General features: G+C 64.2%; 1 protein-coding gene. It reads right to left on the bottom strand.

From position 1 onward, the window contains the following. Positions 1-3,420, bottom strand: a 3,420-nt coding sequence (locus AB0J58_RS44390; protein ID WP_364227749.1) for an NlpC/P60 family protein, incomplete at its 3' end; no start/stop codon positions are given. Positions 3,421-3,475 lie beyond the last annotated feature (55 nt).

Genomic DNA, 3,475 nt, shown 5'->3' with positions numbered 1-3,475 from the left:
GTGCGGAAAGCCGAGCATGCCCGCCTGCGGTTTCGCGACCGGCTCAACCCAGTTGATCTGATCCTGCGTCACCCGAGGCACACCCTTTACCCCGGCGGCCTGCAGAGCCCGCATCACCAGACCGGAGCAGTCGAACGAGTTCGGGCCAGTCGCTCCCCACTCGTACGGCTTACCGATCTGCTCCCGCGCGTACTGAACCGCTTTCCCGCCGGACAGGCCACCCGTTTCGGCGTCCTTCTTCGCGAGGAACGCCACCACCTCAGCGATCATCCGCTTCGGCACACCGACCAGCATCTTGGCCCACGGGCTGTTACCCATCGCCGCGGCGGCCTTGTCCAGCAGCGGATTCAAGAATGCCTCGCTGCCGGCCTTCACCCCGGCGCCGATCAGGCCATCGATGATCCCGCCGTTCGCGAATCCGCCCATGAACTTCGCTGCGCCGGCCACGCCACCTGAGCGGGCTGCCTTGTTCGCTTGGTCGACGAACCCCGGGCCGACGGCGCGTGTCCACTCCGGGCGCATGATCGCTTCACCGCCGGACACCGCGGCGAGCCCGATGTCACGGCCTGGTGTGTACCCGGGGTAGATGCCGCCAGTCGCGAGCTGAGGGATCTCCTTCAGCTTCAACTCCAGGCCAAGGGCGTCGGCCACTGTGTTCCACAGCTTGACGATGCCGCCGTTGTAGACGGTGCCGATGATGAAGTTGACCGGCTTCTTCGCCATGTCCTGGATCTTGGTCCAGGCGGTTCCGACCAGGCTGACGCCCTTTTCGAACGCGTTCGGGATGTCCTTGGTGATGAAGTCCTTCAGGAAGTTGAAGACCGGAAGGATCACCTTGGTCCACGCGTCACTGATCACCTGACCGATCTTGGAGAACGCGGGCTTAATAACGTTCTCGTACAGCCACGCGATCTTTGGTGCCAGGGTTTCGGTAATGAATGACCACAGCGCCTTGAGTGCTGGCTGAATCACCAGAGTCCACGCCGCCTTGATGGCCTCGCCTGCCTTGGCGAAAGCAGGCTTGATGACGTTTTCCCACAGCCAAATGATCTTTGGTGCCAGTGTGGTAACGATGAAGTTCCACAGCGCTTGCAGGGCGGGCTTGATGACGCTGTTCCACGCCACTGTGACCGCCGCAGAGATACCGTTCCACGCTGGGACGATGACGTTCTGCCACAGCCACTGCAAAGCAGGCGCCAGCACGGTGTTCCAGAACGTCACCAGCGCCTCAAGCGCTGGCTTCATGACGTTCTCCCACGCCCAGGACACAGCCTGACCGACTGCCTGGAACGCGGCATCGACGATCTGCCGGAACGTCTCCGACTGTTGATAGGCGTACGTCAGCCCGGCCACAAGCAGGCCGATCGCTGTGATGATCAGGCCGATCGGGTTCGCACTTAACGCGACATTCAAGATCTTCTGCGAGATGCCCCACGCCTTCACACCCAGCGCGACCGCACCAACCGCAGTGGCTATAGCGGCGAGGGTCTCGGGCGGCATCTTGGCGAGCAGGCTTGCTATGCCAGACAGTCCTGACAAGGCGCCGGACCCCAGCGGAGCCAAGCCGACGATTAGGTTCTTGACGACTGCGGCGACGTTGGAAAACAGCGTCTGCACGGCCGGCCAATTCGCCTTCACGTAGGCAACAAATGCCTTGAACCCTTCGGACTTGCCGAGGTTCTGCCCCCAGGTCGAGAACGCTGCGGTGGCCTTCTGGATACCGCCGACGATCGTCCCTGTGAACGGCAAGAACGCCTTGATCATCCCGGCTACACCGGTCGTGATGTTGCCGAGCGACTTGCCAAGCCCGGTCACGGCGGTGGGCGCCGCGGTGGACAGGTCCTTGAAGAAGGATGTCCAGAACTTCCCGCCGAGCGCCTTAGATGCGGACTGCTCCAACCCGACCAGGGCGGCAGATGTCCCCTTGATCAGCGGTTCCAGCGGCTTGAACAAGCCCTGCAAGACCTTCAGGGCGCCGGTTACCGCAGGCAGTACGGCAGGCTCTAGCCGCTTCTGCCAGCCCTCGTACGCATTCTTGAACGCCTCGATCTGCTTGGCCGCAACCTGCGCTGCCGGCGACAGCTTCACCATCTGGGCGACCACACCGCCGGTCGAGGCGGCCTGCTGCTTCGCGGCGGCGGCCTGCTGTAGTTGCATGACCCTCAGCTGGCGCTCGGCGTCCTCGACCCGCTTGTTCGCCTGAGCGATCTTGTCTTTGGCGGCGACGACCTGAGAGGAGCCTTCAATGCCTGCCTTGTCGGCGGCCTTCTGCTCGGCCTGCTGCCTCTTGTTTCTGAGAGTCGCTTCCTTGGCCCGTTGCTTGGCTTGCCGCACCGCGAGCTCGGCGCGCTTGTACTCCAGTTCCGACGTCTTCGGGTCCGCGGACACTTCGGCCAGGCGCTGACGCGCCTCCTCGACACCGAGCAGAGCATCTTCCTCCGACAGAGCCGCATTCCGGGAAGCGAGCGCGAGATCTTCGGCGGCCCGTTTCGCCTCGATCCGCGCCCGGGTCAGTTCCTGCTCTGCAGCCAAAGCGGTGCGTTTCGCGTCGGCGACACGCTGCTCTGCCGCGGCAAGGTTCAGGCTCTGGATGGCGGCCTGCTGAGCCGCTCCCGCCGCCCCCGACGTCGCAGACGAAGCGGCCTTCATCGCCGCTTCGTTCGCCTTCGACGCCTCGGAAATCCTGGTCAGCGACGGCACCGCCACCGCAGCCAGAGCGCCGATACCAACGCCAGCGGCGATCGCGGCACCTGCCACACCGGCAGCGCCAAACGCGACCGTTGCGACCGCCGGCAAAGCAGCCAGTGCGGCAGTAACAAGTCCGATCGACGCGAGCGCGCCGGCCACGTCCACATCAACGCGAGCGTTCGCCGTACGCCCGTCCACCCGAGAGATGCCCGCCTCAACCGCGGCGAGTTCCGCCAACGCTGAAGCGATGTCCATCCGCAGGTCGGCGGATACGGATCGGCCGTCGATCGAGGAGAGTTCTCGCTGGATCGCAGCGAGTTCTGCTTGCGCAGCACCGGCGTCTATGTCGATGCCGACCGTCTTGGCCGACAGCGCTTCCATTCGGGCGCGCAGGTTCTGAATCTGCGCCTGAGCTGGAGAGGTGTCAGCGTCAACCTCGATCTTCGGCAGGGCTCGTAAAGCAGACTCAACGGCCCGCTTGAACCCTTGTGCGAACGCGCCTCCAACAGTGGCGCCGTCTTTCGGTGCTTGCGCCTGCTGCCTCTGCGTCTGCTCCTTCAGCGAGTCATAGACGCCTCCCATGGCGTCCTTGATGCCGCGCTGGATGTCCTTGCCGACGGACTGGCCAAGCCCGTAGGCACCGGGCAGGACCTGCTTCTTCAGATCCCGAATGAAATCCCGTGCAGACGGGACGACCGGGACGACGACCTCGCCCGCCTGGAACTCCGCCACGACCCACCGCCAATCGTGAGTCGAGGTCCAGTTGAGTTAGGAGTTACGGGGCAGG

Origin of the sequence: Streptosporangium sp. NPDC049644, from assembly GCF_040675205.1 — a bacterium.
Lineage (GTDB): Bacteria > Actinomycetota > Actinomycetes > Streptosporangiales > Streptosporangiaceae > Streptosporangium > Streptosporangium fukuiense.
This window is presented reverse-complemented; position numbering and strand designations above follow the sequence as displayed.